Origin of the sequence: Streptomyces sp. NPDC005281 (assembly GCF_040607495.1) — a bacterium.
GTDB lineage: Bacteria > Actinomycetota > Actinomycetes > Streptomycetales > Streptomycetaceae > Streptomyces.
Genome location: NZ_JBEXGX010000007.1, coordinates 246,226 through 272,173, shown reverse-complemented (window position 1 = coordinate 272,173; position 25,948 = coordinate 246,226). Strand labels below are relative to the sequence as shown.

The following is a 25,948-nucleotide window of genomic DNA, read 5'->3' as shown; positions in this document are numbered from 1 at the left end:
ACGTCCGATTCGGCAACGAATCGGTCATCCCCGGTCGTACGACGGCCACCAGTTTGATCTCGGCCATGTGTACGGCAGTAGGGTGACGCCCGTGGCACCACGACCGTTGCATGAGATCGTCGAACCGGGCTGGGCGAAAGCCCTCGAACCCGTGGCCGGACGGATCGCCGAGATGGGCGACTTCCTGCGCGCGGAGATCGCCGCGGGACGCACCTACCTACCGTCCGGGGCGAATGTCCTGCGGGCCTTCCAGCAGCCCTTCGACGAGGTACGCGTCCTCATCGTCGGGCAGGACCCCTACCCGACCCCGGGACACGCGGTGGGCCTGTCGTTCTCGGTGGCCCCGGAGGTACGTCCGCTGCCGCCCAGCCTGATCAACATCTTCCGCGAACTGAACACCGACCTCGGCGCGCCCCAGCCGTCCACCGGTGACCTCACCCCCTGGACGAAGCAGGGCGTGCTGTTGCTCAACAGGGCGCTGACGACGTCACCCCGCAGCCCCGCGGCACACCGCGGCAAGGGCTGGGAGGAGGTCACGGAACAGGCGATACGGGCACTGGCAGCGCGCGGCCGTCCGCTGGTGTCCGTCCTGTGGGGCCGGGACGCGCGCAATCTGCGCCCCCTGCTCGGCAGTCTTCCCTCCGTCGAATCCGCCCATCCCTCGCCCATGTCGGCCGACCGCGGCTTCTTCGGCTCACGCCCCTTCAGCCGCGCCAACGACCTGTTGGCCGGGCAGGGAGCCGAGCCGGTGGACTGGCGCCTGCCGTGACGCCCGACGGGGTGCACGGCGGGCAGCGCGGCGGGCGGAGCCCTGCCGCGGTGCTGGCCGTGGACTCCGGAGGCTCGGGACTGCGTGTGGCCCTCGCCGCGCACGCGGTGGCGGGGACCGCCGGCTCTCCCGTACACCGGGGGGCCGCGCAGCCCGTCCCGCTCGGCGCCCCGCTGACCTCGGAGGAGCCGGTCCGTACCGGCCCGCGCGGGATCTCGGCCCGGCATCTGCTGGATCAACTGCTGCCGATGGCACGCCGGTTGATGACCGAGGCCGGCACCGAACGACTCGAAGCCGTCGCCGTCGGCGCGGCCGGCCTCGCCACCCTCGGCGACGAACTGCGGGACGAGCTGCCGGCCGCGCTGGAGCGTGAACTGGGAGTGCGGCGGCTCGCCCTGGCGGCCGACGCGGTGACGGCGTACTCGGGCGCCCTGGGCCCCCGGCCGGGTGCGGTGATCGCGGCGGGCACCGGCATGATCGCGATCGGCACCGACCTCACGTCGTGGCGCAGGGCCGACGGATGGGGCCATCTCCTCGGCGACTGCGGCGGCGGAGCCTGGATCGGCCGCGCGGGTCTGGAGGCGGCCCTGCGCGCGTTCGACGGCCGACCGAGCGGCTCGGCCGCGCTGCTGGCCCGTGCGGAGGAGATGTTCGGGCCGGTGCCGGGACTGCCCGGCCTGCTGTATCCGCGCACCGACCGGGCCGCCGTACTCGCCTCGTTCGCCCCGGAGGTGGCTTCCCTCGCCGGAGGCGATCCCGTGGCCGCGGACATCCTGCGGGCCGCCGCACGGCACATGGCCGAGTCTGCCGCGGCGGTCTGCCCGGCCGACGGCGAGCCCCATCTCGCGCTCACCGGTGGCCTGTTCAAGATGGGCGCCCCGCTCCTCGTACCCCTGGACGAGGAGTTGGCCGGGCGGCTGCCGCACGCCCGGCGGGTGCCGGCCGCGGGCGACCCGCTCGACGGCGCGCTGCGGATCGCGGCCGACCTGGCGGACGGCCGGCTCGCACTGCCCCCGGACGAGCGGATGTTGTACGTGGTGACCGAAAAGGCCGTACCGGGCGGCGTATGACCCGAATCCACCGCAGGACCGGCAAGTCGGCGATTACCGATCACTTCTGATCTGTACGTAACTCATCAGACAAAAGCGGACGGATACCGCTCACCTGCACCCTCCCCGAACAGGGGAACCCTGGAAACCAGTAACATGCGGCGCCATGAGCTCCCCCACTGGGCCCGCGTCCGGCCTGCCAGTACGAATGCCGCGACCCCGCCAAGCCGGGCGGCACCGCCGTCCGGAACCCCTGGCGGCTCCCGAGGGCGCGCCCGCGCTCGTCCTCGCGGTTCCGGGCACCCCCAGCGCGGCCACGCGCAGCCTCGCCGAAGAGGTCGTGAGCATCGCCCGCTCCGAGCTCCCCGGCCTCGATGCCCGCATCGGTTACCTGGACGGGGACGACGAGTTCCCCACGCTGCAGTCCGTGCTGGCCCACGCCGCCGAGGAGCGCACCGCGCGCTTCGAGCAGGCCCGCGCCGCAGGTTCCGACGTCTCCGAGCCCGACGGCCCCGTCGGCATCGTTGTCCCGCTGCTCGCCGGTCCGGACAACGCCCTGCTGCGCCGGATCCGCCAGGCGGTCATGGAGAGCCGTGTCGCGGCCGAACTGACGGACGTCCTCGGTCCGCACCCGCTGCTCGCCGAGGCGCTCCACGTGCGCCTCTCCGAGGCCGGTCTGGCCCGCGCCGACCGCGCCCGGCTGTTCACCGTGGCGACCGCCGCGGACGGCATCGTGCTGGCCACCGTCGGTGGCGAGGACGCCGTGCAGGCGGCCGGTATCACCGGCATGCTGCTGGCCGCGCGGCTCGCTGTGCCGGTCATGGCGGCGGCCCTCGACGAGGAGGGTTCCATCGCGGCCATCGCCGAGCAGCTGCGCGGCTCCGGTTCGCAGCAGCTCGCGCTCGCCCCGTACCTGATCGGTCCGGAGCTCGACGCGGATCTGCTCGACGCGGCCGCCAAGGAGGCCGGGTGCGGCGCCGCCGAGGCCCTCGGCCCGTACCCGGCGATCGGCAAGCTCGCGCTCTCCCAGTACACGTCGGCGCTGGGCATCGCGCCGCCGCAGAACCAGGGAGCGCCGGCCTTCTAGCCGGCCGCCACACCCGCACCACCTGCACGCCGAAAGGGCCCGCTCCTGAACCAGGAGGGGCCCTTTCCCATGGACGCGGGGTCTGCCCGGCGCGACCCCCAGGGGGCACACAGGGCAGACCGTGTCAGCCGAGGACCACGCAGGAGGCGGCGGGCGCCGCGACCGAGCCGGCGCGGCGCGGAACGCCGGTGTCCGGATCGACGTCGAACCAGGTCACGTCGCCGGAGCGCTCGTTGGCCACGTACAGGAAGCGCCCCGATGGGTCGAGGGCCAGCGCACGGGGCCAGACGCCGCCGCAGGGCACCTCGGCGACGAGGGTGAGTCCCTCACCCCGCTCGTCGGCGCCGAGCACGGAGACGGTGTCCCGGCCCCGGGTGGCGGTCCATACGAAGCGGCCGTCGGGCGAGACCACGATGCCCGAGGGGTACGCGTCGCCGTCCGGGACGCCGGACAGGACCCGCGTCTCGTTGACGGGCCGCAGCGAGCCCTCCACGGCGTCCCAGCGACAGACGGTGACGGTCGGAGCGAGTTCGTTGAGGACGTAGGCATGGCCGCCTCGTGGATGAAAGGCGAGATGGCGAGGCCCGGAGCCGGGACGCAGGGCGATCTCGCGGTGCAGGGTGAGCGTTCCGCCGTCAAGGGCGCAGACCCGGACGGAGTCCGTGCCGAGGTCGACGCTGACGGCCCAGCGGCCGGTGGGGTCGGGCTGCACCTGGTGGGCGTGCGGGCCCTGCTGCCGCTGCGCGTGGGGACCCGAACCCGTGTGCCGGAACACGCTGGAGGCGGTGGGCGCCAGCGCGCCGCCGGGGCGGACGGGCACCACGCTGACGCTGCCCGAGCCATAGTCCGCGGTCAGGACGTGTCCGTCGAAGACGCCGAGGTGGGTGGGGCCGCTGCCACCGGTCCGGGTCGGCGGACCGGCCGGTTCCGGCTTGTCGCCGTCCACGCGGTAGGCGGCCACCGCGCCCTCGGCGGTCTCGCTGACCGCGTACAGGACGTCGTGCTCGGGCGAGAGGGCCAGATACGAGGGGTCGGGCACGTCGTCGACCGCGCTCAGTACGGTCAGGGCGCCGCTGCCCGGATCCACGGCCGCCGTGAGGACACCGAGGCCCCCCGCCGCCGTGAACGAGCCGATGAACGCCCGCTGTCGCCGCCCGCCGCCGTACGCCACTTCTGTCCCCTCTCGATCACGCTCCGTCGGGGCGACGGTAGCAGTCACGACGCTGCGGTCTAGACCAAAGCGGGACAGTCGGCCACGGCCCGAAACGGCGGCGGGATCGGGGGCAGGACCGGCATCCGTTCCCTCATTCCGGACCCCGGGGGGCAGGGGCAGGCCCGGCATCCGTTCCCTCACTCCAGCATCCGTTCCGTCACTCCGGACCCCGGGGGGCAGGGGCAGGACCGGCATCCGTTCCCTCACTCCGGACCCGGGGGGAAGGACAGGCCCGGCGTCCGCGCTCTTGCCTCTGGGCGGTCGAGAGCGCCGGGTCTCCGGCGGACGAGGACACGCCGTGGACCCACTGGCCTTTCCCCGGTCACGTACCCCCGCGGTCCGCATTCCGGCGCAGGGCGCCCGGGAATCGGGCCTGTAGTCCGGAACAGAGGGAGTGCCCCGGATACGCGCAGCTCACGGGGCCTCCGGAGTGCGTACGACGGCCGCCACGGGCTTTCCGGACGCACGCCGGGGGGATTGTCGGCCGAGACCGCTCCGAGGCCGCCCAGCGGGCACCCACGCCCTCGTTGTGGATCTTCCGGACGGGTCCCCTCCACGGAACGAGAACGGCCCCCAGGAGCGCGGGACGGCGCTTCAGGGGGCCGGGGGCCGGGATGTCAGGGGCCAGGGGTCAGCCCGTCGGCGTCAGACACCGACGAGTCGCGAGCCGCGTGCCGGTCCGCGCAGCGGTGCCGCCATTTCGACGAGTGCCCGCTCCAGGCCGTGGAGATGCGCGAGCGCCTGCTCGGCGCCTGGGTGGTGGCCGGGAACGCCGTGGTGGGCCGCCGGGGCACCCCCCGGCACGGCGCCGACCAGGGACTCCATCGCCGACTCGACCCGGCCGCAGGCCGCCGTGAGACGGGCGTCGTGCGAGGCGTCCGGGTCCGCGGCGACGGCGGCGAGACCCCGTACCTCGCGGGCGCAGTCGTCCAGCAGGGCCAGGATCGCGCGGGCGCGCTCCTGGCGCCGCCGCATCGGGTTGAGCGGATGCACCAGGGGTGCGAGAGCCATCCGTACGCGCCCCAGAAGTGCTTCGAGCTCTCCCGCGAGGGGAGCGGGGTCGGCCTGGGAGTCGCCCGCGAGTCGCCGGGCCGCAGCCGAGGTGCAGCCGTGCACGGCGTGCAGGGCGCGCTCGATCCAGCGGTCGGTGACCGTGTGCGTGGTGATCGGCAGGACGAGCGCGACCGCGAGCGCGGCGCCGAGCGCGCCGACACCCGTCTCGGCCAGCCGGAGGCCCAGCAGCCCCGGGTGCAGGACGCCCAGCAGCCCGTAGAGCAGGCCCGCCATGACGGTGACGAAGAACATCATCCAGCTGTACGAGGGCGCGGCCGTGTAGAAGATCCCGAAGACGCTCACCGCGACGAGGACGGCGGTGGGCGCCGGTGCGCCGTGCAGCGGTACGGCGATCAGGAGCCCGGCCACGATCCCGGTGAGCGTGCCGACCACGCGCCGGAAGCCGCGGACCAGCGCCTCGCCGCGCGAGGCCGTGTTGACGAAGATCCACCACGCGGTGCCGACGGCCCAGTACCAGCGGTCGTGCGAGAGCAACTGGCCCGCGGTGAGCGCGAAGGCGCAGGCCGCGGTCGCCTGGAAGGCCTGGCGGGTGGCGGGGCGCGCCAGTCCGCGTCCTTCGAGGGGCAGCGGCGCGGCGGGCAGGGGGCTGTGCCGCTCGATGCACCAGGCGCCGAACCGTACGGCCGAGGACGCCGCCAGCGACAGGGCGACGGCGGTGTACAGCTGCGGGAGCTGACCGGGCACGGCGTGCAGGAACTGGGCCGTGAAGAACATCATGAACGCGAAGATGCCGAGCGCGTGCCCGCGCGGGCCGAACCGGCGGGCGTACACCCCGGCGAAGATCACGGCGAGCCAGGTCGCGTCCCGCAGGACCGGCGCCCCGTGCAGGGAGGTGGCCGCCGCGAGGACCGGGAATCCGGCCGGCGGCAGCAGCGCGGTGGTGACGGCCTGGCCGCGCACGGTCGGGTCGCCGACCGTGAACAGCGCGAGGAGCGCCGCGAGCCCGCCGGCGATCGAGGCGGGGAGCGAGAGTCCGGCCGATTGGCACAGGGCGACCGCGAGGCCGATGCCGAGAACCGCTCTGAGCGACACCCGCAGCCGGAACAGTCCCGGATCCGGCGCCATGAACATCTTCTTCACCGTCGGCAGCCCGCCCCCACTTCGCACGTCAACACTGATCCGGCATGCGCAGCGCACATGCGAAAGGCGCCGCGGGTCCGGTACGGCGTCCTTGCCGTCCGGCGCTGCGCAGCGCCATCGATACGGACAAGGTACGTGACAGCCTCGAACTGGCTCAACCGACCCGATTTCGACTGAGCCATTGGTACAGTCGAAAGGGATCGCTGTCAGCCACAAGGAGACCAACGGACCATGCCCGTGGACGAGCTCGACACCCGCATCCTGCGGCTGCTTCTGGAGCAGCCACGCACCAGCGTCCGCGAATACGCCCGTGTCCTCGGTGTCGCCCGCGGCACGCTCCAGGCCCGCCTCGACCGGCTGGAGCGGGACGGGGTGATCACCGGTACCGGCCCGTCGCTGTCCCCTGCCGCCCTCGGCCATCCCGTGCTCGCGTTCGTGCACATCGAGGTCACCCAGGGCCATCTGGACGATGTGGGCGACGCACTGGCCGCCGTACCGGAGATCATCGAGGCCTTCTCGATCACCGGCGGCGGCGATCTGATCACCCGGGTCGCGGCGCGCGACAACGCCCACCTGGAGGATGTGATCCAGGCCCTGATCAGCCTGCCGGGCGTGGTCCGCACCCGGACCGAGGTGGCGCTGCGCGAACGCGTCCCGTACCGCCTGCTGCCACTGGTGGAGTCGATCGGGCGGGCGGCGCAGGGCTGAACGCGCGCGCGGTGGATCACTTCACATGGCCGCGCGTGGATCACTCCCGGGCACCCTTGACCGTATGAGCACCCTCGACGGCACTTCGGTCATCTTCGATCTTGATGGAACGCTCGTGGACAGCGAACCGAACTACTTAGAAGCCGGGCGCCGGACACTCGCCGTGCACGGCGTCAACGACTTCACCTGGGCCGACCATGAGAGATACGTCGGCATCAGCACCCAGGAGACGCTCGCGCTCTGGAAGGAGCGGTACGGGCTGACGGCCCCGCTCGAAGCCCTGCTCGCCGAGACGAACCGCCGCTACCTGGAACTGGCCCGTGCCTCGACCCAGGTGTACCCGGAGATGCGGGTGTTCGTGGACCTGCTGGCCACGGCCGGAGTTCCGATGGCGGTGGCCTCCGGCTCCTCGCGCGAGGCCATCGCCGCGATCCTGACCGGCACCGGACTGTCCTCCCGGCTCACGACCGTCGTGTCGGCCGACGAGGTGGCGCACGGCAAGCCCGCACCGGACGTGTTCCTCGAAGCGGCGCGCAGGCTCGGTGCCGCCCCGGCGGACTGCGTGGTCCTGGAGGACGCCGCGCCGGGCGCCGTCGCCGCGCACGCGGCCGGCATGCGCTGCATCGCCGTCCCCTATCTCGCCGCGCAGGCCGACACTCCCGCCTTCGCACAGGCCGATCTGCTCGTACGCGGCGGCCAGGCCGAGTTCACGGCGCGGGCGGCGTACGACTAGCTGGCGAGCGGCACCCGTTCCTGAGCCGCCCGCGTCCGCCGGGCTCCCGCGCCGGCCCGCGTCCGCCGGGTTCCGACCCCGGCCCGCATCCGCCGGGCTCCTGAACCCGCCCCCCTCCGCCGGATCGCCGAACCGGCACCATCCGTCCGCTTCCTGAACCGACACCGTCCGCAGGCTTCCTGAACCGGCTCCGCCCCTAGGCCATTTCGGAAGACCCCGGCCGGAATTCCGCCGGGTACGCCAGAATGCCGGTCGGTGAGAGGTTCCGGGCACCGCGCGGAGCGGGTCGGCAACCGCGGTCGGCCATCGCGGATCGGGTCGGCCGCTTCTGCGGGCCCTGCGCGGACCGTTGTCCGCGATCACCCGGCCCGGAGACAGCCGCCCGTCACCGAGGGCGGTCCGGCCGTGCCACCGGGAGGAATCCGGCCGCAGTTCCGGAAGGAGTACGCGTGCACCCCGACAAGGACGCACCCGCGCACCCTGGGGAACCGGCCCGTGCGGACGGGCCGGTGCGCTCCGACGCGCGACGCAATCGCGAGCGCATCCTGGCCGTGGCCCTGGCGGAGCTGACCCGCTCAGCCGGCACACCGCTGAGCGCGATAGCGAGGAAGGCGGGGGTGGGCCAGGGGACCTTCTACCGCAACTTCCCCCATCGCGAGGCCCTCATCCTGGAGATACACCGCCACGAGGTCCGGCAGGTGACTGACGCCGCGGCGCACCTGCTCGCCACCCGCCCGCCGGACCGGGCACTGCGGGAGTGGACGGACCGTCTCGCCCGGTTCGCGCTGGCCGAGGCGGGTCTGGCCGAAGCTCTGCGGACGACCACCGCCACACCCCGGGACGTCCTCACGAGGCTCGACCACCGCCCCTTGCACCCGGCCGTCGCAGTGCTACTGAGGACCAACGAGGAGGCGGGCACCATCCGGCCGGGGGTGACCACCGACGACTTCCTGCTCGCCGTCGCCGGGCTCTGGCATCTCGACCGTCACGGGGACTGGCCCGCGCACGCCCGCCGCCTGCTGGACCTGGTGACGGACGGCCTGCGCGTGGGCGCGCCCCGACCGGCCACACCCGCGCGGGAGGACTGAGCCCGCCGCTCCCCCGCTGAGCCGGCCGCTCCCCCGCCGGGCCGGCCGCGGCGCCCACCGCGAACGGCCGGCCCGCAGGGCGGTCGGTTCATCGGCGGACCAGCCGGACATGCGTCACCGCCGGCGATCCGGCCTGCTCGGCGACCCGGTAGCCGTCGATCGCGTCCCCGAGGTTGTCGAGCAGACGCTCGCCGCGGCCCAGGAGTCGAGGAGCGACGGCCAGGTGCAGTTCGTCGACGAGTCCCGCGCGCAGATACTGCTGGACCGTGGACGGTCCCCCGCCGATCCGGACGTCCTTGCCCGCCGCCGCCTCGAAGGCTCGGGCGAGGACCGTCTCGACGGGTTCGTCGGTGAAGTGGAAGGTCGTTCCGCCCTCCATCCGGACGGAGGGCCGGTGGTGGTGCGTGAGCACGAACACGTCGTTGTGGTACGGAGGGTTGGGGCCCCACCAGCCCGTCCACGACTCGTCCTCCCACGGCCCGCGCCGAGGCCCGAACATGTTGCGGCCCATGATGGTGGCGCCGATGTTCTCCTCGCTCCGCCTCACGTACTCGACGTCGATTCCCTCCTTGCCGTCGGCCAGGTCGCGCATCGCGGCGAACATCCACTCGTGCATGCCCTCGAAGCCCTCGCCGAGCGGATACTCGAGGCGCTGGCCGGGACCGGCGGCGTAGCCGTCCACCGAAACAGTGATGTTGTGTACGCGCAGCTTGGGCATGGCCGTGCTCCTTGGGCCCGTGGTTTCCCGCTCTCACCCGTACGTCGAACGGGACGCGCCCGGATCGACAGCTTCCCCCTGAATTTCCCCGACCGTGCGGGACGACGCGGCCCGGCCGACAGCGGGAAGGCGCCACGGGGACGCCATCACCTGACCCTCGTGACGCGGACGCCATCACCGTGCCGTCGCGACGCGGACTCCGTCACCGGGCCGCCGAAGGAGGCGGCAGGCGCAGTCCGGCGAGGTCCGGGGGCACAGGGGTGTCGGGGCGGAAGAACGGAGCGGCTTCGGCGTCGGCCGCCGTCGCCGGTGCGTCGCTGAGGCGGAAGCGGTCGCGCAGCCGGCCGTAGAAGTCGGTGGGGTGCAGGCGGATGAGACGCATCCGTCGCGGAGCCCGGAAGACACCGATCCAGTCGCCGGGGCCGAGGACCCCTCGCAGCTGACCGTCGATGCTGACGGCGGCCTGGCCCGAGTGCGGCAGCACCCGCAGGGCGACGGGCTCGTCGGGCGCGGCGACGACGCTGCGGTTGAAGGTCATGTGCGGAGCGATCGGGGTGAAGACGACGGCGTCCATGTGCGGTGAGAGCACCGGCCCGCCGGCGGCGAAGCTGTAGGCGGTCGACCCGGTCGGCGTGGCGACCGCGAAGGCGTCCGCCGAGTAGGAGGCCAGCCGCCGGCCGGCGAAGTAGACGCCGACGCTGACCTGGTGGTCCCGGGCCAGCTTCTCCAGCACGACGTCGTTCAGGGCCGTGACGTCCAGCGCCACCCCCCAGCCGTCGCCCTCCGTCGCCTCGGCCCTGACCTGCGGCGGAGGCAGGGCGGGCCCCTTCCCGTAGCAGAAAACCTCCTCCATTCCCCCGGGGACCTCGAGGGCCCGGGAGGCACGCATGGTCAGTGTCATCCGTTCCTCGACGACGGCCCTGCCCTCGTGGACCTCCTGAAGCGCCCGGGTCACGTCGGCGGCCGGCACCTCGGTGAGGAACCCGACCTTGCCGAGGTCGACGCCCAGCACGCTCGCACCGCTCTTGACGGCGATCCGGGCGCCGCGCAGGAAGGTGCCGTCCCCGCCGAGCGTGACGACGAGGTCCGGGTTGCCGGCCGCTTCCGCTTCCGCGCGTCCGCCACGACGCCGCTGGTCCTTGGCCCAGACGTCGATCTCGGTGCACCGGATGCCCCGCTCGTCGCACCAGCCGTGCACGGCGCGGGCGACATCGTGGGCCGCCGTCCTCCCCTGGTGGACGACCAGGCCGACGCGGTGCACGGACACAGCAACCTCCACCCACGCGGGGCACGGACACGGACCGCGGGCCCGGAGCGTGGGGCGCAGGGACCGTGGCGAGCCTGTTCCGGGCCGGGGCCCGGGGCACGCCCCGATCCTTCCATGAATACGACATTTCGGTACGAGGCCGACGAGCCGCCGCGCCGCGAGGCTCCCCAGGAGTCGTCGGCCCGGGAGGCTCACCCGCGCGGGCGCCGCTCGGGGATTCCGGCGCCGCGGCGCGGGGATGCCGGTCACGTCGGCGCCTCAACTACCCGTACAGAAAGCCGACTTCACCATCTCCAGCACCAGGGACCAGAGTTACCGCCGCGCACCGCTCCGCCCACCCGATTCCGGCGGACGGATTCCGGCCGTGTCGGCACCAGAGGGGCGCGGCAACCAGCTTCCGTTCAGGCCGAGTTCGAGCGTCGTCAGCAGCGGGGCGGTCCGGACGGAAGTCGTTCCGCCGGCCGAACAATTTCGGACACTTAGGCATCCCGCCGAACACTGAACGACTATCGTCTCGAATTGACGTCTCCTGAGCGACCGAGAAGGCTCGGAGATCCCGTCACGCCCGCTTTCATCCGCATTGCGGACAGGTTCGACCACCCCACCGAAAGGCTCCTTTCGTGATCAACAGCAATCACGGGACTGATTACGAGAGCATCCTGCTCGACCGCACCGGTCAGGCCGAAGCCTTCGACGCCATAGGCGACCGTTACGACGAAGCCTTTCCGCACAAGGAAGGCCAGGTCACCGCGGGCGAGTGGCTGATCGGATCGCTGAGCGAGGGGGCGCGGGTCCTCGATCTCGGCTGCGGTACGGGTGTGCCGACGGCGCGCGGGCTGGCGGACGCCGGGTTCGAGGTCGTGGGGGTCGACCTCTCCGCCCGCATGGTGAAGCTCGCGAGCGCCCACGTCCCCGACGCGACGTTCCATCAGCTGGACCTCGCCGACCTGCGCCCGGGCGGTCCGCGCGACCTCGGCCGCTTCGACGCCGTCGCCGCCTTCTTCTCGCTTCTGATGCTGCCGCGTGCCGAGATCCCCATGGCGCTGCGGACCGTCCGTCATCTGCTGGTGCCCGGAGGCCTGTTCGTCCTGTCGATGGTCGAGGCCGATGTGGACGACTTCTCGATCCCGTTCCTCGGGAACACGATCAGGGTCTCCGGCTATCTGCGCGAGGACCTGCACAAGGTCGTCGAGGAGGCGGGCTTCGAGATCGTGAGGGAGACCTCGTACACCTACGCCCCTTCGGTGACCGATGTCCCGCCCGAGGAGCAGGTGTTCCTGTGCTGCCGGCGGTGTGACTGAGGAGGCGGAGTCCGAGCAGCGGACCGCGCCACCCACCGGACGGGACAGAAGCGTGACCGAGCACCACACCCTCCACGAGGGCAGCGCACCGCCACAGGGCGTCCTCCCGCCTGCCGCCTTACCGGAGGGCCGTGTGCCGCAGACCGACCGCCTCCGGTATCTCGATGTGGCGACGCGGCGGATCGCGCGCGGGATGGATCTGGACGGGACACTCCGGGAGCTGCGCCACGCGGCCGTACCGGCGTTCGCGGACGCGGTCTTCATCCACCTCGACGATCCGCTGCCGGTGGGCACGGAGCGGTCGACGGCACCCGTAGTACTTCGGCTGCACAGCTCCGAAAGGGCGTTGCCGGCACCGCCGGAGGCCGACGGTGCCCCGACATCGCCGACGCTCCCCGAAGTCGCCGAGCGCGTGGAACCGGCCGGAGGCGGCCGGCTCGCGGAGCTGCTGCGCGACGGGCGTCCCGCGTTCGGCGACGCGCCGGGCAACGCGCCCGCCGTCGCCGAACTGCTCGCGGCGGGGAGCGACCCACCGGGCGCACTGCCGCCGGGCCACCGACTGATCATCGCCCCGCTGCACGGCAGCCATCACGTCATGGGCGCGGTCGTCCTGCTCCGGGGTGCGGACCGCCCCGTCTTCACCGGCGACGATCTGCTCGTCGCCTCACAACTCGCCACGCACACCGCGCTCGGGGTCCAGAAGGCGGTGATGTACGGCCACGAGGCCGCCGTGGCGGACACCCTCCAGCACACCATGCTCCCGTCGTCCCTGCCCGAAACCACCGGCATCCGGCTGGCCAGCCGCTATCTGCCCGCCTCGAAGACCGCCCAGGTCGGCGGCGACTGGTACGACGCGATCCCGCTTCCCGGCAACCGCGTCGCACTGATCGTCGGCGATGTCATGGGCCACTCGATGACCTCCGCCGCGATCATGGGGCAGTTGCGCACCATCGTGCAGACCCTCGCCGGTCTCGATCTGCCGCCCGACGAGGTGCTGCACCATCTCGACGAGCAGGCCCAGCGGCTGGGCAACGACCACATCGCGACCTGCCTCTACGCGATCTACGACCCGATCTCGCACCGCCTGCTGATGGCGAACGCCGGCCACCCGCCCGCGGTACTCCTCTACGAGGACGGCCGGGCCGAGGTGCTGACGGTCCCGCCCGGCGCCCCGATCGGCGTCGGCGGTGTCGTCTTCGAGTCGGTGGAGATGGCCGCGCCCACCGGGGCGACCCTGGTGCTGTACACCGACGGACTCGTCGAGTCGCGCGCCACGGACATCGGCAGCGGTGTCGAGGCGCTGCGGGCCCGCCTCCAGGGCACCGCCCGGGGACTCGCCTCGCTGGAATCGCTCTGCGACCACGTACTGGGCACCCTGGGACCGGGGACCCGGGACGACGACATCGCCCTGCTCACCGCCCGGTTCGAGGGCTTCCCGCCGGACAGCGTCGGCTACTGGTTCCTGGCCCCGCACCCGATGACCGCGGGACAGGCGCGCCGGCTGACCCGCAGGGCCCTGCGCCGCTGGGGTCTCGACTCCCTGATCGACCCGACGGAGCTCATGGTCAGCGAGATCGTGACGAACGCCGTGCGGTTCGCCTCACGGCCCCTGTCGCTGCGGCTGCTGCGCACCGACGTGCTCCGCTGCGAGGTGACGGACGACTCGCCCCAGGTCCCCAGGATGCGCCAGGCCGGCCTCGGGGACGAGAGCGGTCGTGGCCTCTGTCTGGTCAATCAACTGGCCCTGCGCTGGGGCGCGACACGCGTGAGCAGCGGGAAGGTCGTCTGGTTCGAGCAGAAGATCCCGCCCAAGTAGCCGCCGCCCGGTCCGCATTCGGCGGATTCCTGATCGACGCCTCCGGGGCTCGCATACCCGTGAAGGGTATGGTGGCGTTCCTAGCTCGCAGGAAGTGCGGACGCCCCTGATGACGGTACGAGAGTTGCCCTGGGCCCGGTTCGACGGCGCCGCCCGCCTGGTTCGCGGTCCGCTCGTCACGCCGTGCCCCATGGCCGCCGTACCGCTCCGTCACGAGATCCCGGGCTCGACCGCCGTACCGCTCCCTCACGAGATCCCGGGCTCGACCGCCGAAACGGTGCCGTCGGGTCCGCCACACACCGGGCCGGGGCCTCTCGCCCGACCCGCCGTTCCTCTCTTCGCCGCGCACATAGGCCACGTCCCCACGGCCTTCCGCGTCCGCTGACGCCGTCCAGCCGTGTGTGGACCGTCCCGAAACGCCTGTCGCGCATCGAGAAGAGGACCCTTCGTGAACAGCATCAACCGTCGCACCGTCCTCGCCGGACTGGGAGCGGCAGGTACCGGCCTGCTCGCCGCCTGCGGCAAGGACGTCCCCGACACTCCCTCGCTCCTCAGCCCCAACGGATCCCAGGTCGCCCGCGTGGACAGGAAGCGCGGCGCCACGGGCAGGGTCCGGAGCCTCAACGTGACCGCCGCGGCCACCACCCTCGACCTGGGCGGCGGCGTCCGGGTCAAGTCCTGGGCCTTCAGCGGCCAGGTTCCCGGCAAGGAGCTCCGTGTCTCCGCCGGCGACACGATCGCCGCCGAGCTGTCCAACCAGTTGCCCGGCTCCACCACGACATCCATCCACTGGCACGGCATCTCGCTGCGCGGCGACATGGACGGCGTCCCGCCGGTCACGCAGACCCCGGTGCGGCCCGGTTCCAGCTTCCCGTACCGCTTCGTCGCCGACAAACCCGGCACGTACTTCTTCCACCCGCACGTGGGCATCCAGGTCGACCGCGCCATGTACGCGCCGCTGATCGTCGAGGACCCCAAGGAGCCGCTGTCGTACGACGACGAGTGGGTCGTGGTCCTCGACGACTGGCTCGACGGCGTGACCGGCACGCCCGACGACGTCTTCGCGGAGCTCAGCCACCGCATGTCCGGCATGGGCATGAAGGGCGGCGGGCCGAGGCGGCCGGCGTCCTCGCGGCACCCGTCGGTGCCGGCGTCCCAGTCCGCGTCCGCGTCCTCCGGTGACGGGGCGTCGCCGCGGTTCCGGCTCAGCGGCGCGGCCAGCCCGCTGCTCGGCCGGGACGCAGGGGACGTGAACTATCCGTACCACCTGATCAACGGGCGGGTGTCGACCGATCCGGACGGCTACACGGGCAAGCCCGGCAGTCGTGTGCGCCTGAGGATCATCAACGCCGGTGCCGACACCGCGTACCGGGTGGCGCTCGGCGGCCACAAACTGACCATCACGCACACCGACGGTTTCCCCGTCGAGCACGAGGAGGTCGACGCCCTGCTGGTCGCCATGGGCGAGCGGTACGACGTACTGGTGACCCTCGACGACGGCGTCTTCCCCCTCGTGGCGCTGGCGGAGGGCAAGGACGTCTCCGGCATGGCCCTCGTACGGACCGGGTCGGGGGGCCTGCCGGACCCGGCCGTGCGCCCGGGCGAGCTCGACGGGCGGATCGTGACCGCCGGACAGCTGCGCGCGAGCGACGACGTACGGCTGGAGGCGAAGGATCCCGACCTGGTTCTCCGCATCAAGCTGACCGGCAGCATGGGCGCGTACGACTGGGCCATCAACGGCAGGCGGTTCGACATGGCCGACCCGACCTCGAACCCGCTGCTCGTCCAGGAGGGCCAGCGGGTCAAGCTCGAGTTCGTCAACGCCACGAACATGTGGCACCCGATGCACCTGCACGGACACACCTACCAGCTCGGCGACACCGGCCCGCGCAAGGACACGACCATCGTGCTGCCCCGCTCGAAGGTGTCCGTCGTCTTCGACGCGGACAACCCCGGTCAGTGGATGCTGCACTGCCACAACGCCTATCACAGCGAGGCCGGGATGATGGCGCTCATGGCTTACGGGGCCTGAGCCTTCGGAGTCGGAGTCTTCGCAGCCTGAGCCTTAAGGTGCCGGATTCGCGCGAGTCGGCTTCTTGCGAGCCGGAGCGTCCGGTTCCCGGACCGGGGCGGGGCGGACGGCGCTCGCACTCCGGTCGTACGGGCCACCCGAGGCCCCCGCGCTGCCCCGGGTGGCCCGTGCGGCAGCCGGAGCCATGCCGCTCCCGTGCTGCCGCCCGCCCTACCTCCCGCTCTTCCTGGGACGCCAGGTCGCCCTCTCGAAGTCACGCGGCCGATCAGACCCACGCCACGCCGGGTCCGCAGCCTTGCCTCGGCACGGGGCCAGGTTCCGCTCGATCCCGGCGGTGGCCGCTCAGAGATCCGCAGCGGCCTCCAGGACCGCCGAGGAGAGAGCGACCACGATCGCCACCGGATCCGCGCGGTTCTCCAGTACCGCGAGCCGCGGCAGCATGTTGAGCAGAGCGAGTGCCGCGTGGACGACGACGCGCGCCTCGTTCTGGCCGAGTGCGGGGTGGCAGGTCGTCAGGAGCGCCACCCACTCGGCGACGTAGTCGACCTGGGACCGGTGCAGCGCCTCCCGCTCGGCCTCGGCGAGGTGGGCCACTTCACCCACCCGCAACAGCTCCGCGACACCCTTGCCGCGCACGGTCGACTCGGCATAGGTGTGCAGCACCTTGCGCAGGCCGTCGTCAGCGGTGGCGCTCAGGCCGAGGTCCCTTGTCAGCGCGCCCCACCGCATCTCCGACTCGCGATGGAGCGCGGCGGCGAGCAGCTCACCCTTTCCGACGAAGTAGTGGTAGACCGAGAGCCGGGAGACACCGGCGGCCGCACCGATCTCCTCCATGCTCACCGCCTGGTAGCCGCGCTCGGCGAACAACGGGATCGCCGCCACGAGCAGCGCCTCCCGGCGGGACGAAGGAGTGAGCCCGGACCCGGCCTCCGTCTGCGGCACTTCGGCGCAGACCGCCGGGCCCGGCTCCGCCTGGCAGAGCGCCGACGCCAGCCTCCGGAGCAGTTCGTCGAACTGCGGCCGGGGCAGCTCCGTGCCATGGAACGACGAGCTGGCGGCGAGGGCCAGCACGGCCCAGGAGATCAAGTCCGCGGCAGCCGGGTCGACTCCGGGACGCGAGGCACGCAGCGCCGCGGCGATGTCGGAGGCGAGCTTGGCGTGGCGGCCCCGGACCTCGGTCTGCTGCTCAGGCGTGAGGTGGCGCGTCTCCTTCCACCAGACCGCGGCGTACGACCGGTGGTCGAGTGTGAAGGTGAAGACGGCGCGCACCAGGGAGTCCAGGTCGGCCGGCTGTTGCACCGCTTCCATGAGCCGCTCGGAACTGCTCAGCAGGGCCTGTCCGAGGAGTTCCCGCTTGCTTCGGAAGTGCCGGTACAGCGCACCGGCCGTGATGCCCACGGCCGCGGCGATGTCCTCCATACCGGTGGCCTGGTATCCCGACCGATGGAAGCACTCCACCGCGGCGACCAGGATCTGGGCCTTGCGGTCGCGTGGACGGCGGGGCGGTCTGCCGGTCGTGGTGGTCACCCCGCACATCCTATAGACGGTCTGCGGGCGCGACGTGAAACCGTGTCTGAGGTGAACGATCCATTTACTTGTGTGCCTGATCATCCCCCAGTCACTGGTATTCCCATTGTCGCAACGGTGAACGTATGGTTCGCACAGGTGACGCCGCGGAGGACGGCGACCCACCCCGAACCGAGGAGCGGGAACCGACCTGGCCAAACGGACGACCGTGCGTGGCACGGATGTTGCCGCGGATCGCCGAGACCGCGCTGATCGCGTCCGCCCCTCTTGACGAGGAGGCCGCCGACGTGGCCCTGCTCCCCCGATGCCACGCAGACGAACTGCGGGGTTCGCCCGGGCACGGGTCGCCCCCGACCTGTACCCCGCGGGATCTCGCTCGTCGGCGCCGGGCCTGCGGACACCACCGGAGAGATCCTCGGCCGCGAGATCGCCGTCCCGCACCCCTGACCACCGATTCACCGCCCTTCCATGCCGGTTCACCGCCTCGGCAGGCCTGCATGGCGGCCCTCGAAAGGAGGCGCGTTGCTGGGCACACTCGGAATACCGCCGGAGCATGAGCGGCTCTACGTCCTGCTGGTCGCCCACCCGGGCAGCACCCTGGCCGAGCTCGCCGACTCCCTGAACACCGCCCCGGCCGACGCTGCGGCGCAGCTCGGCGAACTGGCGGCGCGCGGTCTGGTGGTGGCCGAGGAGGAGTGCCGCCCGGCCGCGGGCCGCGGGTTGACGGAGCCTGCCGCGACGTTCCGTGCGGCTTCGCCCTCCGTGGCGCTCACGCCGATGCTGGTGCGCCAGCGCGCCGTGCTCGACCAGGCCGAGGCCGCCGTCGCCGCCCTCGCCGACCAGTACCGCACCGTCTCCTCGTCGGCGGCGGGAGGCGTCGTCGAGGTGGTCCACGGCGCGGCCGCGACCCGGCGTCGCTTCGCCCAACTGCTCGGCGGAGCACGGCGGGAAGCCCTGGTGATTCCGACCGAGGTGGCGGTGGCCGTGAACCAGGAAGCCGCCGATCCGATGGTGCACGAGCTACTGCGGCGAGGCGTCGGCCTCCGCACCGTGATCTCCCGTCACCACCTACAGAGTGCCGGGACGATGGAGGCCGCGCGGGAGTCCTTGCTCGCGGGCGTGCAACTGCGTGTGGCCGAGGACGTTCCCATGCGCATGCTCGTATGCGACCGGGCCAACGCCCTGTTGTCGCTGGAGCACGGCAGCGACGAGGCGGATTCGCTGGTCATCAACGGCACCGCGGTCGTACGGGCGTTGGCCCTGCTGTTCGAGCAGTACTGGAAGCAGGCCCGGCCGTTGCTGCCCGACGCCGGGACCCGTGCCGTCGGCGAGTCGGATCCGCCCGGTCCGACCGCCCAGGACCGGGTCATCCTCTCGCTGCTGGCGCTGGGTCTCGCGGACCGCACGATCGCGGCCCAACTCGACGTCTCCTTGCGGACGGTGGAGCGTCGCCTGCGCGCTCTCACGGACTTGGCCGGCGCCCGCTCCAGGTTCCAACTGGGCCGGCACGCGGAGCGGCACGGCTGGCTCCCCGCGGACGACGGCATGTCCGCGAGTTGATCGCCCTGGCGGCCTTCCGTCAGGACGGAAGACCGCCAGGTGCAAACCGCCGAATCGCCGAACCGGTGTCCAACAATGTCGCCACACCCCCTTCCACTCCGAATCCGGAGGGCACTCTTGCCATCTTCATCCTCACAAAGGCGCGGGTTGATAGCCCTCGGCACGGCCTTGGTGGTCATGACGGCGACCCCGTCGAGCGCCTATGCCGGCAGACAGACGGCCGCCCCCAAGTCCACCGCCAACCGGCCGTCCACCGCCGGGGAAACCCACACCGTCACCCTGATCACCGGCGACAAGGTCACCGTAAAGACCCTTGCCGACGGCCACAGCGTCGCCTCGGTCGAACGGCCCGGGAACCTCACCGGCGGCGTGCAGACCGAGACGATCGGCAAGGACCTGTTCGTCTACCCGGCCGAGGCACTGCCCTACGTCGCGGCCGGCGTACTGGACCAGCGACTCTTCGACGTCACCCGGCTGATCGCCGACGGCTACGACGACAAGCACGGCTCCGGACTGCCGCTGATCGTCCAGTACGACGGCGCCGCCCCCTCGGCCAGGTCCGCCGACCGCCCGACCGCGCTGACCGCCGAGCGCGGACTCACGGCGATCCACGGCGAGGCCGCCGTCGCCGACCGGTCCAAGACCGCCCGGATGTGGCAGGACCTCACTCCGGCCGGCGCGCTGGCCCGCGCCAAGGCCCGCTCCGCGACCCTGAACTCCGAGAAGCCGCAGAGCCACAGCCGGGCAATGTCCGCCCCCGCGGTCTTCGGCAAGGACATCAGCCACATCTGGCTGGACGGCAAGGTCAAGGCGACCCTGGCCGACAGCACCGCCCAGATCGGCGCGCCGGACCTGTGGAACACCGGTACGGACGGCAAGGGTGTGAACGTCGCCATCCTGGACACCGGCGTCGACGCGGACCACCCCGACTTCGCCGGGCAGATCGCCGACTCGAAGAGCTTCGTGCCCGACCAGGACGTGACCGACCGCAACTCACACGGCACCCACACGGCCTCCACCATCGCGGGTACCGGCGCCGCCTCCGACGGCAAGGAGAAGGGCGTGGCCCCCGGCGCGCACCTGCTGGTCGGCAAGGTCCTCAGCGACCAGGGCTCCGGCGACGAGTCCTGGATCATCGCGGGAATGCAGTGGGCCGCGGAGACCGAGCACGCCAAGGTCATCAGCATGAGCCTGGGGTCGTCGGCTCCCAGCGACGGCACCGACCCGATGTCGCAGGCCGTCAACGACCTGAGCGCGTCCACGGGCTCGCTGTTCGTCATCGCCGCCGGCAACTCCGGCTCGGGCGGCATCGGTTCGCCCGGCGCCGCGACCTCCGCGCTCACCGTGGGCGCGGTGGACTCGGCTGACAAGCTGGCGTACTTCTCCAGCTGGGGCCCCCGTAACATCGACGGCGGGCTCAAGCCGGAGATCACCGCACCCGGTGTCAACATCCTGGCCGCCCGCTCCCAGTACGCGGCGGGCTCCGGCTCGTACATGACCATGAGTGGCACGTCGATGGCGACTCCCCATGTCGCCGGCGCCGCCGCGCTCGTCGCCCAGCAGCACCCCGACTGGACCGGCAGGCAGATCAAGGACGCGCTGGTCAGCAGCTCCAAGGCGACCCCGGACATTCCGCTGTCCCGCGGCGGCAGCGGCCGCGTCGACGCCAAGGCCGCCGTCCTCGGCACCGTCCACGCCTCGGCCACCGCCTGGTCCGGTTTCTACGCCTGGCCGCACACCGCGGACCAGCCGTCGCCGAAGACCATCACCTACACCAACACCGGCGACGCCGACCTCACGCTGAACCTGGCCGCCAAGGCCACAGCTGCCGACGGCACCCCCGTCACCGCGGACATCTTCAGCCTCTCCGCATCCACCGTCACCGTCCCGGCCCACGGCACCGCCTCGGTGACCGTCAGCGGCGATCCGAACGCCGCCCCGTACGGAGTCACCGACGGCCTGGTCGAGGCGACCGACGCCGACGGCAAGACGGTGGCACACACCCTGGTCGGCATCAGCCGCGAGGCCGAACGCTACAACCTCACACTCAACGCCACCGACCGCACCGGCGCACCGATCGGGGGCCGGGTGGCGATCTACCGAACCGGCGACCAGTGGCCTTCGCCGGTGGAGATCCCGGACAGCGGCCGGCTCACGCTGCGCCTGCCCAAGGGCGAGTACTCGGTGGTCATGTTCGCGGACCTGCCCGGCGCGGCCGGGCCGGACGACCTCGGTATCGGCCTGCTGTCCGTCCCGCAGATCAACCTGGACAGTGACCGCGAGGCGAATCTCGACGCACGCAAGGCACACCGCGTCGCCTCGGTGGCACCGCAGCGCACCGAGGACGTGACGACCAGGGTCGAGTGGAACCGGGTCACGGACGGCTACAGCCGCAACGAGAGCTACATGCTTCCGATCTCCTACACCAGCATCTGGGCACAGAGCACGGCGAAGGTGACCACCGGCAGCTTCAACTTCGTCACCCGCTGGCGCAAGGCCAAGCCGCAGCTCACGCTCAAGGCCACGAAGCGGCTGTCGGCCGGTCGGAGCCTGGTCGTCCCCACGCTCCAGGGCGGTTCGGCGAAGCTCCCCGCGGGTACCGACCGACTCGGCGTCGTCTACGCCGGCAAGGGCACGCAGGCCGACTACGCCGGACTGGACGTCAAGGGCAAGGCCGTGGTGGTGGCGTACGACCGCAAGGCCTCGTTCACGGACCAGCTCAACACCAACGTGGCCCAGGCAGCAGCGGCGGCCGCGGCCGGCGCCAAGCTGGTACTGGTCGTCAACGACCGTGTCGGCCGGCTGAGCAGCTGGTACGGCTCCGCCAACTACCCGGCTCCCGGCCCGATCGCGGTCGCGAGCCTCCGGGCCGACGAGGGCGCCGCACTGATCCAGGCGGCCAAGCGCACCGGCTTCGAGCTGGACGCCACCTCCGCCCCCACCTCGCCGTACGTCTACGACCTCGTCGACCGCCACGACGGGGCCGTCCCGGCGGCCGACATGATCTACCGTCCCGAGCGGAGCGGGCTGGCCCGTTTCGACTCCCGGTACGCCGGCAAGTCCGACACGACCGGCTACAACGGCCGGTACGACCTTCAGGACTTCGACTGGTACGCCATAGGGTTCGACACCTACCAGCAGCTCGGCACCACCCGCACCGACTGGGTCACCTCGGGCAGGAAGAAGTTCACCTGGTACGAGCAGTCCGGCATGATCAGGGTGGTCGAGGAGCGGGCGGATCTCGTCGACCCGAAGCCGGGCTCCCGGACCGCCGACCAGTGGTTCTCGCCGGTGATCCACCCGCGGCTCGGCGACAGCATCCTGCCGCGCCGGCAGGGCGACTACTTCTCCCTCAACATCCCGGCCTGGGGCGACGGAGGCCCCCGTCACACGGGCTACGACTACGGCGACTGGCAGCCGACCCCGGACCAGTTGCACGAGACGGTGACGCTGTACCAGGGCGACACCATGGTCAAGTCCACCAACCACCAGCAGCTGAACATCAACATCCCGGTCAGTCCGGACCCGCTGCCGTACCGTCTGGTCGCGGAGACCAGCCAGAGCGCGGTCTTCCCCACCTCGTCGGCCACCCGCACCGAGTGGGGTTTCACCTCCGGCAACGGCTGGGTGGATCTGCCCCTGATCCAGCTGGACTACGGCGTGGACACCGACATCGACGGTGACGCGGCACGCCGCACCACGCTCACCCTGACCGCCTCGCACATGCAGGGGGTCACCGGAGCCGGAAAGGTCAACGGGGCCACCCTTCAGGTCTCCTACGACAACGGCGACCACTGGACGTCGACCGCCTTGCACCGCACGGGCGACGGCAGGTGGACCGTGGGCCTGGACGCGCCCAGGGCCGCCCAGTACGTCTCGCTCCGCGCCACGTCGAAGGACGACGCGGGCAACACGGTCAGTCAGACCGTGATGCGCGCGTACGGCATCAAGTAACACAGACACACATGGGAGCCGCGGCCGTGACGGTCGCGGCTCCCTTCCGTCTGCGGCTACGACGTCTGTCCGCTGTCCGCGCGAGATCGAAGAGGTCGCTCAGATCCGCGCGGAGAGCGGACACGTCACCCCAGGAAGCTCAACCGCACTTCGCGGTTGGGGTTGTCCCGGTTGGTGTCCACGAGGCACACCGACTGCCAGGTCCCCAGCTCCAGGCTCCCGTCCACCACCGGCAGGGTCGCGTGCGGCGGGACGATGGCGGGGAGGACGTGGTCGCGGCCGTGCCCGGGGCTGCCGTGACGGTGCTGCCAGCGGTCGTCCGCCGGGAGCAGCGAGTGCAGCGTGGTCAGCAGGTCGTCGTCACTGCCGGCGCCCGTCTCGATGATGGCGATCCCGGCGGTGGCGTGGGGCACGAAGACGTTCAGGAGGCCGTCGCGGCCCGGCGCGACCTCGCGGAGGAAGGCCTCGCAGTCGCGGGTGAGGTCGACGACGCTCTCCGACGAACCGGAGGAGATGTTCAGGACCTGCGTGGTGAAGGCATCGGACATGCCTCAATCCTCTCGCATACGCCGGTCCCCGGCCCGTGGCGACGGCACCCGGCCGCCGCTCGTCCACGGGCCTGCGGCACACGGCGGCCGGTCGTCCACGATCTGCGGCAACCCGCGGCCGGTCGCGGGCGACCGGCCGCCGGCGGCTCGCGGCACGGATTCGTCGGGTTGCTCACAGTGAGGTGCCCGACGGGAAGATCCCGGAACCCGGTCCGGTTCGTAGAAGTGTGAACAACACCGGGGCAGTTGCGCGCGAGGTCGATGTGGTCGTCGTCGGGGCCGGTCAGGCCGGTCTGGCGGCCGCCTACCACCTGCGACGCACGGGCTTCGAGCCCGAGCGGGACTTCGTCGTGCTCGACCACGCGCCGCACCCGGGCGGAGCCTGGCAGTTCCGCTGGCCGTCACTGACGTACGGCAAGGTCCACGGAATGCACTCGCTGCCCGGCATGGACCTCACGGACGCCGACCCGGACCGCCCCTCCTCCGAGGTCGTCCCGGAGTACTTCGAGAGCTACGAGCGCACCTTCGACCTGCGGGTACGCAGGCCGGTCGACGTCCGGGCGGTCCGGGAGGGGACGGGCAGGCGGCTGCTCGTGGAGACCGACTCCGGCACCTGGTCGACCCGGGCGCTGATCAACGCGACGGGCACCTGGGACCGTCCGTTCTGGCCCCGCTACCCGGGCCAGGAGACCTTCCGCGGGCGGCAGTTGCACACGGCGCAGTACCCGGGCCCCGAATGGTTCGCCGGGCGGCGCGTGATCGTCGTGGGCGGCGGCGCCTCCGGCACCCAGCATCTGATGGAGATCGCCGACCGCGCGGCCGCGACCACCTGGGTCACCCGCCGTCCCCCGGTCTTCCGCGAGGGGCCCTTCACCGAGGACATCGGGCGGGCCGCCGTCGCTCTCGTCGAGGAGCGGGTCAGGCAGGGGCTGCCGCCCCGGAGCGTGGTCTCGGTCACCGGGCTGCCGCTGAACGACGCGATACGCGAGGCGCTGGCCGACGGCGTGCTGGACCGGCGGCCGATGTTCGACCGCATCACCCCGGACGGTGCGGAGTGGGAGGACGGGACGCGCGTGGACGCCGACGTCATCCTCTGGGCGACCGGTTTCCGGGCCGCCATCGACCATCTGGCGCCGCTGCGGCTGCGCGAGCGCGGCGGCGGCATCCGTGTCGAGGGGACGCACGTCGTCGCCGACCCGCGAGTCCACCTGGTCGGCTACGGGCCCTCCGCGAGCACCATCGGTGCCAACCGGGCCGGCCGGGCAGCCGTACGGGACATCAGGCAGTTGCCGGCGCTCCGTCCGGTCGCCGTGTGATGCCCCGCGCGCCCGTCAGTTCGTGGGAATGACCGTGGGAGTCTCCGAGGGGTCGACCACGGATGTGTCCGCTGATGTGTCTGCGGACGTGCCCGCTGACGTGTCTGCCGTTGTGACCGCGGTCGAAGCTACGGGCGGGGCCGTGGGCGAGGCAACGGGAGCGACCGTGGGGGAAGCCGCGGGCGTGATCGCCGGAGAGGCGGCCCGAGGCGCCGCGGGAGACGCCACCCGAGAAACCGTGGACGAGGCCGCGGGGGACGCCTTCTTGTGGTGGAGCCGGTTGAACTCGGCCACGTTGCGCTGGTGTTCCGCGTAACCGGCCGTGAAGCGCGTGTCGCCCGGCTTGACCGTGACGAAGTACAGCCAGTCGCCCGCGGGCGGGTTGACCGCGACGCGCATCGCCTCCTCTCCGGGATTGGCGATCGGGGTGGGCGGCAGACCCATGCGCCGGTACGAGTTGTAGGGGCTGTTGAGCCTCGTGTCCGCCTCGCTGGTGCTGAGGGTGGAGCGGTTCAGGGCGTAGTTGATGGTGGAGTCCATCTGGAGCGGCATGCCTCGCTCCAGGCGGTTGTAGATGACCCGGGCCACCTTGCCCATGTCCGCCTCGGTCGCCGCCTCCGCCTGCACGATGCTCGCGACGGTGACCGCCTGATAGACGTTCATCGCGTTGCGCTGCGCGCCCGCGGCGACCGGCGCCCCGTTGAACTTCTTGTTGGCGGTGTCGACCATGAACGTCAGCAGGGACTCAGGAGTCGCCTTCTCGCCGATCGGATACGTCGCCGGGAAGAGATAGCCCTCAGGATTTCCCCGGGCGTCGTTCGGAAGCTTGAGACGGGCTTTCGCCAGGGACTTCCTGGTGGTGCCCGAGGGGACCCGGAGGGCCTTGTCGACGGCCGCGTAGACCTGTCCGGAGCGCCAGCCCTCCGGGACGAGGAGTGACGTCGGGCGTGCGTCGTCTCCCATGCTCAGCAGCGGCACCGCCACGGCGGTGGCCGCCACGACGGCGCCGGTCGCGATGAGGGCGACTCGGCCCCGGCGCGTCAGTCGGATCGTGCTCCGTGGCGGAGTGTTCGTCTGCATAACGGGCACGGTAACGCGCTATTGCCCG

At 72.0% G+C, this 25,948-nt stretch carries 18 protein-coding genes and 1 pseudogene; 12 read left to right on the top strand and 7 right to left on the bottom strand.

All coding sequences use genetic code 11. The features are described 5' to 3' along the window. Window positions 1-91 precede the first annotated feature (91 nt). From ABZV42_RS13300 to ABZV42_RS13290, 3 genes are all read left to right on the top strand, one after another. Window positions 92-769: a uracil-DNA glycosylase gene (locus ABZV42_RS13300; RefSeq protein ID WP_355977309.1), complete on the top strand. Its 678-nt coding sequence runs from the start codon at window positions 92-94 to the stop codon at window positions 767-769. Continuing rightward, on the top strand, window positions 766-1,839 hold the full coding sequence (locus ABZV42_RS13295; RefSeq protein ID WP_356051929.1) for a BadF/BadG/BcrA/BcrD ATPase family protein: 1,074 nt from the start codon (window positions 766-768) through the stop codon (window positions 1,837-1,839). The genes ABZV42_RS13300 and ABZV42_RS13295 overlap by 4 nt, the downstream gene beginning before the upstream one ends. 145 nt (window positions 1,840-1,984) lie before the next feature. Continuing rightward, window positions 1,985-2,905 carry a hypothetical protein gene (locus tag ABZV42_RS13290; RefSeq protein WP_355977305.1) on the top strand — a complete coding sequence of 307 codons (921 nt, stop codon included), beginning with the start codon at window positions 1,985-1,987 and terminating at the stop codon, window positions 2,903-2,905. A gap of 124 nt (window positions 2,906-3,029) precedes the next feature. On the opposite strand, the gene ABZV42_RS13285 is transcribed toward ABZV42_RS13290, so the two are convergent. Together ABZV42_RS13285 and ABZV42_RS13280 are read right to left on the bottom strand one after the other, a co-directional pair. After that, entirely contained in the window at window positions 3,030-4,076 is a 1,047-nt protein-coding gene (locus tag ABZV42_RS13285) for a lactonase family protein (protein WP_355977395.1), read from the bottom strand. A 687-nt stretch (window positions 4,077-4,763) separates the two neighbouring features. Continuing rightward, a complete protein-coding gene (locus ABZV42_RS13280; RefSeq protein ID WP_356051957.1) occupies window positions 4,764-6,263 on the bottom strand; it encodes an FUSC family protein in 1,500 nt (499 codons plus the stop codon). Between the two features lie 240 nt (window positions 6,264-6,503). Here ABZV42_RS13280 and ABZV42_RS13275 point away from each other — a divergent pair, with 240 nt between their 5' ends. The 3 genes from ABZV42_RS13275 to ABZV42_RS13265 all read left to right on the top strand — a co-directional run bounded on the left by ABZV42_RS13275 (window position 6,504) and on the right by ABZV42_RS13265 (window position 8,801). After that, window positions 6,504-6,980, top strand: a complete 477-nt coding sequence (locus ABZV42_RS13275; RefSeq protein WP_355977303.1) for an Lrp/AsnC family transcriptional regulator — start codon at window positions 6,504-6,506, stop codon at window positions 6,978-6,980. A gap of 64 nt (window positions 6,981-7,044) precedes the next feature. Continuing rightward, a complete protein-coding gene (locus tag ABZV42_RS13270; RefSeq protein WP_356051927.1) occupies window positions 7,045-7,713 on the top strand; it encodes an HAD family phosphatase in 669 nt (222 codons plus the stop codon). Between the two features lie 509 nt (window positions 7,714-8,222). After that, complete coding sequence (locus tag ABZV42_RS13265) at window positions 8,223-8,801, top strand: TetR/AcrR family transcriptional regulator (RefSeq protein ID WP_355977391.1); 579 nt, start codon at window positions 8,223-8,225, stop codon at window positions 8,799-8,801. 88 nt (window positions 8,802-8,889) lie between these two features. Here the strand turns inward: ABZV42_RS13265 and ABZV42_RS13260 are convergent, their stop codons facing one another. Together ABZV42_RS13260 and ABZV42_RS13255 are read right to left on the bottom strand one after the other, a co-directional pair. After that, a complete protein-coding gene (locus ABZV42_RS13260) occupies window positions 8,890-9,519 on the bottom strand; it encodes a dihydrofolate reductase family protein (RefSeq protein ID WP_355977297.1) in 630 nt (209 codons plus the stop codon). Between the two features lie 202 nt (window positions 9,520-9,721). After that, window positions 9,722-10,786: an NAD(+)/NADH kinase gene (locus tag ABZV42_RS13255; RefSeq protein ID WP_355977295.1), complete on the bottom strand. Its 1,065-nt coding sequence runs from the start codon at window positions 10,784-10,786 to the stop codon at window positions 9,722-9,724. A 620-nt stretch (window positions 10,787-11,406) separates the two neighbouring features. Here ABZV42_RS13255 and ABZV42_RS13250 point away from each other — a divergent pair. From ABZV42_RS13250 to ABZV42_RS13240, 3 genes are all read left to right on the top strand, one after another. Further along, window positions 11,407-12,087 carry a class I SAM-dependent methyltransferase gene (locus ABZV42_RS13250; protein ID WP_356051925.1) on the top strand — a complete coding sequence of 227 codons (681 nt, stop codon included), beginning with the start codon at window positions 11,407-11,409 and terminating at the stop codon, window positions 12,085-12,087. 133 nt (window positions 12,088-12,220) lie between these two features. Beyond that, the gene (locus tag ABZV42_RS13245) at window positions 12,221-13,903 is read left to right on the top strand and encodes an ATP-binding SpoIIE family protein phosphatase (RefSeq protein WP_356051923.1); all 1,683 of its coding nucleotides are present in this window, start codon (window positions 12,221-12,223) and stop codon (window positions 13,901-13,903) included. Between the two features lie 448 nt (window positions 13,904-14,351). After that, a complete protein-coding gene (locus ABZV42_RS13240; RefSeq protein WP_356051921.1) occupies window positions 14,352-15,935 on the top strand; it encodes a multicopper oxidase family protein in 1,584 nt (527 codons plus the stop codon). Between the two features lie 342 nt (window positions 15,936-16,277). Here the strand turns inward: ABZV42_RS13240 and ABZV42_RS13235 are convergent, their stop codons facing one another. Next, complete coding sequence (locus tag ABZV42_RS13235; RefSeq protein ID WP_356051919.1) at window positions 16,278-17,462, bottom strand: TetR family transcriptional regulator; 1,185 nt, start codon at window positions 17,460-17,462, stop codon at window positions 16,278-16,280. Between the two features lie 522 nt (window positions 17,463-17,984). On the opposite strand from ABZV42_RS13235, the gene ABZV42_RS13230 reads away from it, so the two are divergent. Continuing rightward, window positions 17,985-19,022 carry a hypothetical protein gene (locus ABZV42_RS13230; RefSeq protein ID WP_356051917.1) on the top strand — a complete coding sequence of 346 codons (1,038 nt, stop codon included), beginning with the start codon at window positions 17,985-17,987 and terminating at the stop codon, window positions 19,020-19,022. Between the two features lie 177 nt (window positions 19,023-19,199). Further along, window positions 19,200-22,976 (top strand): S8 family serine peptidase, encoded by a 3,777-nt coding sequence (locus tag ABZV42_RS13225; protein ID WP_356051915.1) that lies wholly within the window; start codon window positions 19,200-19,202, stop codon window positions 22,974-22,976. A gap of 125 nt (window positions 22,977-23,101) precedes the next feature. On the opposite strand, the gene ABZV42_RS13220 is transcribed toward ABZV42_RS13225, so the two are convergent. After that, window positions 23,102-23,524: a secondary thiamine-phosphate synthase enzyme YjbQ gene (locus ABZV42_RS13220; protein WP_355977279.1), complete on the bottom strand. Its 423-nt coding sequence runs from the start codon at window positions 23,522-23,524 to the stop codon at window positions 23,102-23,104. 227 nt (window positions 23,525-23,751) lie between these two features. On the opposite strand from ABZV42_RS13220, the gene ABZV42_RS13215 reads away from it, so the two are divergent. Next, window positions 23,752-24,840 carry an NAD(P)-binding domain-containing protein gene (locus ABZV42_RS13215; RefSeq protein WP_356051913.1) on the top strand — a complete coding sequence of 363 codons (1,089 nt, stop codon included), beginning with the start codon at window positions 23,752-23,754 and terminating at the stop codon, window positions 24,838-24,840. A 273-nt stretch (window positions 24,841-25,113) separates the two neighbouring features. On the opposite strand, the pseudogene mltG reads toward ABZV42_RS13215, so the two are convergent. Then, window positions 25,114-25,920: pseudogene (mltG, locus tag ABZV42_RS13210) on the bottom strand (endolytic transglycosylase MltG); the annotation flags it as partial. Window positions 25,921-25,948 lie beyond the last annotated feature (28 nt).

Coding starts and splice junctions, on each gene's coding strand:
- ABZV42_RS13260 (WP_355977297.1), bottom strand. CDS start 9,519: ATGCCCAAGCTGCGCGTACACAACATCACTGTTTCGGTGGACGGCTAC.
- ABZV42_RS13275 (WP_355977303.1), top strand. CDS start 6,504: ATGCCCGTGGACGAGCTCGACACCCGCATCCTGCGGCTGCTTCTGGAG.
- ABZV42_RS13270 (WP_356051927.1), top strand. CDS start 7,045: ATGAGCACCCTCGACGGCACTTCGGTCATCTTCGATCTTGATGGAACG.
- ABZV42_RS13280 (WP_356051957.1), bottom strand. CDS start 6,263: ATGTTCATGGCGCCGGATCCGGGACTGTTCCGGCTGCGGGTGTCGCTC.
- ABZV42_RS13225 (WP_356051915.1), top strand. CDS start 19,200: ATGACGGCGACCCCGTCGAGCGCCTATGCCGGCAGACAGACGGCCGCC.
- ABZV42_RS13220 (WP_355977279.1), bottom strand. CDS start 23,524: ATGTCCGATGCCTTCACCACGCAGGTCCTGAACATCTCCTCCGGTTCG.
- ABZV42_RS13290 (WP_355977305.1), top strand. CDS start 1,985: ATGAGCTCCCCCACTGGGCCCGCGTCCGGCCTGCCAGTACGAATGCCG.